We start from the raw sequence: 6305 nt of genomic DNA, 5'->3' as shown, positions 1-6305 counted from the left end.
GCGGGGTGGAGCAGCCCGGTAGCTCGTCAGGCTCATAACCTGAAGGCCGCAGGTTCAAATCCTGCCCCCGCAACCAACGATAATTGTGATAACAAAAAGCCCTTCATAACGAAGGGCTTTCTTGCGTTCTGGCCTAAAGCGTGTCGCGATCTTTCAGATTCGCTCCTTACGCTTTAAGTTGTTGTTTGAACGCATGTCGTTATCCCGAAACCGGTTCCCACTTTCCGGCGACATGCTTTAGAAGTGAAAGCATGTTCGCAAACATGCGCCACTTAAATAATCTGGAGCAGGCGTAATGAGTCAGATTAAAAGCGACATGCTCTAAGCCTATGAAACGGAGATTGGACATGCCTGCGGAAAAGCGATTTGTGGAACTGGAAATCCGCATCGCGGAACAGGAAAAGACGATCGAAGAACTGTCATCTGTTCTGGCCGAACAATGGAAGACGATTGATCAGCTTTCCAAGAAACTGACCGCGCTGACCGACCGTTTTCTCCTCCTAGAAGAGCAGTCCGCGCCCGATATACCAGTTACAAAACCGCCTCACTGGTGATTCAATGCTGAAGATTGCCAGACTTGCAGATCATCCAGACCTTATACCGGCCTGCGCGCGCTGGAACCATACTGAATGGGGACATTCAGCGGGATTCAGCGAGCAGCACATCACCGACGCTTTTCACGATATTGCCCATTGCAGCGAAGGCCAGGCCGCCCTTATAGCTTTCTGGGATCACCATCCCGCCGGCATGGTACTCCTCATTCATAACGATCTTGAAACGCACAGCCATTTAAAGCCCTGGCTGGCAAGCCTCTTCGTTACAGCCGACTTTCGCGGAAAAGGAATCGGCGGAAGTCTCGTTACCGCGGTGGAACAAGCAGGCGCCAGCTTGGGCTATCGCCAAATCTATTTATATACCGGTACCCCAGCATTCTACCAGCCGCTCGGCTGGTCGAAATTTGAGGAACTGACCGGCGACTACAGCGATATGACCATCTTGCAAAAACAACTCGTAAGCTAGAGCATTTCCAACGATCTATTTAGATAGGAACAGCTCTCAGTCAAACGGCTCACCGGGCTGCAGAAATCGGACAGCTCACGCCGGTTCCTTTCAGTCCGCAATAGCCGTTGGGGTTCTTTGCCAGATATTGCTGATGGTAATTCTCGGCATAATAAAAGGTTGGCGCGTCGGCAATTTCCGTGGTGACCGGCCCAAGGCCCCGTGCCGCAAGCGCTGCCTGATAGGCGTCGCGGCTCTTTTCCACTCGCGCACGATCCGCATCATCAAAGACATAGATCGCCGATCGATAGGTCGTGCCAATATCATTGCCCTGCCGCATGCCCTGCGTGGGATCGTGTTCTTCCCAGAAAGTGGACAGAAGCGCATCAAGGCTCACCTGACGGGGATCATAGACCACCAGCACCATCTCGGCATGTCCGGTCAGGCCCGTGCAGGTTTCCTCATAGGTAGGATTGGGCGTGATGCCGCCAGCATAACCGACGGCGGTCACATAGACGCCCGGCATTTGCCAGAAAAGCCTTTCCGCTCCCCAGAAACAGCCCATTCCAAACAGGATTTGCTTGTATTCCTGAGGCCAGGGGCCCTTTAACGGGTGCCCGGAGACAAAATGCGTTGCCGCGGTCGGGATTGCCTGCGCCCGCCCCGGCAAGGCTTCACTTGCGGCGGGCATCTGCGTCTTCTTGCGAAAATCGTCGAAGAAACTCATGTTTTTCACCTCGCGAGGCTCAATTATCGAGCGGTAAAGCGGCCAAGTGGCCGCCTCCGCCGATGAGCAATTGCGTAGAATATAAAGGCAGCTACGCCGAAAAAAAGCCAGCCGGGCTGCTCAAATACCGGAACCAGCACATTTTCCCATGCGCTTGTCCCTATATAGTGCGTAACCAGCGCTTCTGCACCCTCCAGCGTTTCAGGCGCGCCGCGCATCCATATGGCAAGCAAGGGCTTTGTTACAAATTTCGATGCTCCAACAGAGCGCGCAGCATCGAGAATGGCAAATATGACTGCCAGTGCCAGACAAACAACCGCAAAACTACGCAATACAAAACGGATCACGAATCCCTGCCTTATAACATGTCGTAACTCAACGGATTCGTTTAGCCTTCACGAAACCAATCGCGTCGTGCCTCTGCTATATATGTTCTTGCCGGAAAATTACAGCATGCGCTTGGCCGAAGCCGCATGCAGTCCTCACCCCTGTCGCAGCGGGCATTAAATCAGGCTTTTAAAACAATAGGCTGGGAACAAAATCACGGATTGAGGCCGGGCTGAAAAAATAGACCAAGATTCTTTCAAATAGCGGTTGAACATATGCGCATTCTGGCTATATTGCGCGCCGCAGCAGCATTTCGCAACTAACCATTGCCTGATTTGAAAATGCTGTCGTTTGCACCAGATCATCTGCCAAAACAGTGAGCGGGTAGCAGTCAAGTGGAGAGGTGGCCGAGTGGTTGAAGGCGCACGCCTGGAAAGTGTGTATACGGGGAACCGTATCGCGGGTTCGAATCCCGCTCTCTCCGCCACTCAAGTTATTGGAATCATTCTCTGATTCGTATCTGGCGGCCGAAACGGCGCAGAACTGCGGGTTTTCGGGCTAAAGCTGTTGACTGCTCTGTCTGGCCGGAACGCCGATTTCGTTCTCTCTCGGCCGATATTCTCCAAACCTCCTGACTGCATGGATTTGGTACGGAATCGCAAGTCACTGTAAGTTCACGGTTATTTGGTTCGTCCTATCCGTGATTTTGCGCTGGATATTGCGAGAGAAGGAATCTGGGGTCGAACTATTTCGGTTCGGTTGGATGTGCCGGCCACCACCGCCAAAACACTTGAAAGCCTCGACGGAACTTGTTTCGTACGATAGACAAAAACGTCTATCGGGAGGTTTGAATGCGTCTTTCCTGGAACGAGATCCGCTCAAGAGCCGCCGCATTTGCGCGGGAATGGGAACGTGAAGGTTACGAGAAAGGGCAGACCCAGCTCTTCTACCGAGATTTCTTCGAGGTCTTCGGCGTGCCCGTTCGCCGCGTCGCGGCCTTCGAGGAGCCGGTGAAAAACCTTGGCGACAAGCGCGGTTTCATCGATCTATTCTGGAAGGGTATGCTTCTGGTCGAGCAGAAGAGTACCGGTCGCGATCTCAGAAAGGCGAAAACGCAAGCTCTGGATTATTTCCCGGGTCTCAAAAACGGGGATTTGCCACGGTACATCCTCCTGAGCGATTTCCAGACATTCGAGCTCTACGACCTCGAGGACGGAGACGAGCTAAAATTCCCACTCGCAGACCTGCATAAGCACGTCCAAAAGCTCGGGTTCATCACGGGCTTCCAGAAAAAGACCTTTAAGGACCAGGACCCGGTCAACATAAAGGCGTCCGAGCTGATGGGCGCCCTGCACGATGCCCTGGAGGACTCGGGCTACGGCGGTCATGACCTCGAGCGCTTCCTTGTCCGCATCGTATTCTGTTTGTTCGCCGACGACACTGGCATCTTCGAGCCGCGTGGTACGTTCGAGGAGTTTATCGAAGGGCGTACCCGTGAGGACGGCTCCGACCTCGGCGGATGGCTGGCCGCACTCTTCCAGACGCTCGACACGCCGGACGACAAGCGCGCGAAAACGCTGGATGAGGACCTGCAGCAGTTTCCCTATGTGAACGGCGATCTGTTCCGTGAAAACCTGAGGCTGCCGTCTTTCAACGCTGAGATGCGTGATCGCCTTCTCGAAGCTTGCCGATTCGACTGGTCGGAAATTTCCCCCGCAATTTTTGGATCTCTGTTCCAGTCGGTGATGGATCGTACCGAGCGGCGAGAGCAGGGCGCGCACTACACGAACGAGACCAACATTCTGAAGGTCATCCAGCCGCTGTTCCTCGATGCGCTGCGGGACGAGTTCGAGAGGTTGAAAGCGCGCCGCGACAACCGACGGCGGGCAGAACTCGAGCGGTTCCGTGAGCGCCTTGGCCAGATGAAGTTCTTCGACCCCGCTTGCGGCTGCGGCAACTTCCTGATCATCGCCTATCGCGAGCTTCGCCTGCTCGAGATCGAGGTGGTGCGCGAGCTGATCGATTACCAGCGCGACGCGCATGGACAGTTCATGGGCATGCTCGATGTCTCGGACCTGTCGCGGATCAACGTCGATCAGTTCTACGGGATCGAGATCGGCGAATTCCCGGCCCGGATTGCAGAAACGGCCATGTGGATGATGGACCACATGATGAACAATCGGCTGAGCCTTGAATTCGGTCCGTACTACGTCCGCATCCCGCTCCGAAAATCTCCGCACATCGTTGTAGGCAACGCGCTCGATATGGATTGGGCCGATGTCCTGCCGCCTGCAGAATGCACCTTCCTGTTCGGCAATCCGCCCTTCCGAGGCCACCAGTACAGAACCGCCGAACAGCAGGCTGACATGTGGCGCCTTTGGGGGCGCCAGGGACAGGTGAACCGCCTCGACTACGTCACGTGCTGGTTCAAGAAGGCGGTCGAGTACAGCGCCGTGAACAAAGCAATCGAGATCGCGCTCGTGTCCACGAACTCGATCACGCAAGGCGAGCAGTGCGGAATTCTCTGGCCACATCTGTTCGGCTTGGGCGTATCGATCCATTTCGCGCACCGGACGTTCCAATGGAACAGCGAGGCGCGCGGCAAGGCAGCGGTACATTGCGTCATCATCGGCATGACTTGGGGCGAGCCCAAGGATCGGACGATCTTCGAATACGATCACGTCCGTGGCGATCCGCATGCCTCGAAGGTCTCGCGCATCAACGGATATCTGATCGACGGTCCGCAGTATTCGGTCCCGGCGCGCTCGAAACCGCCAAGCGGTCGCCTGCGGATGCACAAGGGAAGCCAACCGACCGACGGCGCGCGGCTGCGCCGACCTGAAGGCGGCTACATCACTCACAGTAACCTGATCCTAGATGAAGCGAACCGGACCGAATTGCTGGCGCGGGATCCGAACGCCGAAAAATGGCTGCGGCCTTACGTCGGTGGTGACGAGCTGATCTCAGGCCAGTGGCGTTGGTGCCTCTGGCTGAAGGACGCGGACCCGGCCGAGCTTCGTCGATCCGCAGCTGTGCAGGAACGCCTGGACCGCGTGCGCTCCGGACGGCTGAAAAGCCCGACCTTGAGCGTGCAGGAATACGCCAAATATCCGACACTCTTCACGCAGGACCGCCAGCCTTCCGAGCCCTATCTCGCCGTCCCGGAAGTTTCCTCGGAGACCAGGGAGTATATCCCCATGGCGGTTCTGCAGCCCGACGTGATCGCTTCGAACAAGCTGCAGATCATCGTTGGGGCTCCGCTGCTCTATTTCGGGATCCTCACGTCGGCCATTCACATGGGCTGGATGCGGACCGTGGCAGGGCGCCTTGAGAGCCGGTACAGCTACGCCCCCGCTGTCTACAACTCGTTCCCTTGGCCGGAAATGACACCTGCGAAGGCGCAGCAGATCGAGGCGCTGGCGCAGGCGGTTCTTGATGCTCGGGCTCGGTTCCCGAACCTGACGCTTGAGGATCTGTATGATCCCGACTCTATGCCGCCCGTGCTGCGACGGGCGCACGAGAGCCTTGATCGCGTTGTCGATCGGCTTTACCGCAGATCCGGCTTCCGGTTCGAACGTGAGCGCGTGGAGCATCTTTTCCAGCTGTTCGAGAAGGACGCTGCGCCACTGGACGCGACGCTAGCGCAGCATCCGCAGCGGCGACGCCAAGCGGCCGAGTGAGCCATCGCTGGAACCTGAGGTTAGATCGAGCCGAGTCAGGCGCAACACTCGGCTGGCATAGAAGTCGTTGATCTTCTCGGCAGCGCGATGTTTCAGTTGACCGGCGTCAGCGTGGCCAGGGTTCGCAGGCGACCCCGTCATTGTCCGCATCATGTGAGGGCCAGTAGCCAGGCTGACCGCGCCGGGCTGGAGCAAGGCCCACCGCCCGTGCCGCGTTGCAGTTCGGCGCGGAGGTAAGGTGCCGGATGCCGTCCCATACCGAATCGATCCGCACCGATTGGAGCGGTCGCCAAACGATCAGGGTGGCCAAGACGAGAATCATCACCGTGATCGTCGGCCACCACAGCATCTTTTGAATGCGTACCACCCGCTCGCGGGCGATGCGCTTCTGTCGCGCTGCCTTCTTGCGTCGATACTCTTCCTCGAAATTGTACTGCCTTGTATTCCGCCAGGTGCCTTTGTTGACCACCATTGCCCCATTTCCCAAGGTGACGGTGTTGGTTTTCACGCGGAACTGAGCCGGTTGGGCGACTAATTTCCATCGAGAATTGAGCCATGTGAACCTACTCCCC

General features: G+C 56.7%; 6 protein-coding genes and 1 tRNA gene. 4 read left to right on the top strand and 3 right to left on the bottom strand.

All coding sequences use genetic code 11. The features are described 5' to 3' along the window. The first annotated feature begins 347 nt into the window (after positions 1-347). Together DKP76_RS18805 and DKP76_RS18800 are read left to right on the top strand one after the other, a co-directional pair. Positions 348-554, top strand: a complete 207-nt coding sequence (locus DKP76_RS18805; protein WP_109708172.1) for a SlyX family protein — start codon at positions 348-350, stop codon at positions 552-554. Positions 555-558: 4 nt separating this feature from the next. Continuing rightward, complete coding sequence (locus tag DKP76_RS18800) at positions 559-1020, top strand: GNAT family N-acetyltransferase (protein WP_109708171.1); 462 nt, start codon at positions 559-561, stop codon at positions 1018-1020. Positions 1021-1069: 49 nt separating this feature from the next. Here the strand turns inward: DKP76_RS18800 and msrA are convergent, their stop codons facing one another. Both msrA and DKP76_RS18790 read right to left on the bottom strand, forming a co-directional pair. After that, complete coding sequence (gene msrA / locus DKP76_RS18795; protein ID WP_109708170.1) at positions 1070-1726, bottom strand: peptide-methionine (S)-S-oxide reductase MsrA; 657 nt, start codon at positions 1724-1726, stop codon at positions 1070-1072. Between the two features lie 23 nt (positions 1727-1749). Next, the gene (locus tag DKP76_RS18790; RefSeq protein ID WP_109708169.1) at positions 1750-2073 is read right to left on the bottom strand and encodes a hypothetical protein; all 324 of its coding nucleotides are present in this window, start codon (positions 2071-2073) and stop codon (positions 1750-1752) included. Between the two features lie 377 nt (positions 2074-2450). Between DKP76_RS18790 and DKP76_RS18785 the strand changes: the two genes are divergently transcribed. Both DKP76_RS18785 and DKP76_RS18780 read left to right on the top strand, forming a co-directional pair. Then, positions 2451-2540, top strand: a tRNA-Ser gene (locus DKP76_RS18785). A gap of 364 nt (positions 2541-2904) precedes the next feature. Beyond that, positions 2905-5733, top strand: coding sequence for a class I SAM-dependent DNA methyltransferase (locus DKP76_RS18780; protein ID WP_109708168.1), 2829 nt, complete (start codon positions 2905-2907; stop codon positions 5731-5733). Between the two features lie 106 nt (positions 5734-5839). On the opposite strand, the gene DKP76_RS19720 is transcribed toward DKP76_RS18780, so the two are convergent. After that, on the bottom strand, positions 5840-6305 hold a 466-nt coding region (locus DKP76_RS19720; RefSeq protein WP_245410298.1), incomplete at its 5' end, for an excalibur calcium-binding domain-containing protein.

Origin of the sequence: Falsochrobactrum shanghaiense, assembly GCF_003149535.1 — a bacterium.
GTDB lineage: Bacteria > Pseudomonadota > Alphaproteobacteria > Rhizobiales > Rhizobiaceae > Brucella > Brucella shanghaiense.
Note: the sequence above shows the minus strand (reverse complement) of the source record. Positions and strands in the feature narration are given on the sequence as shown.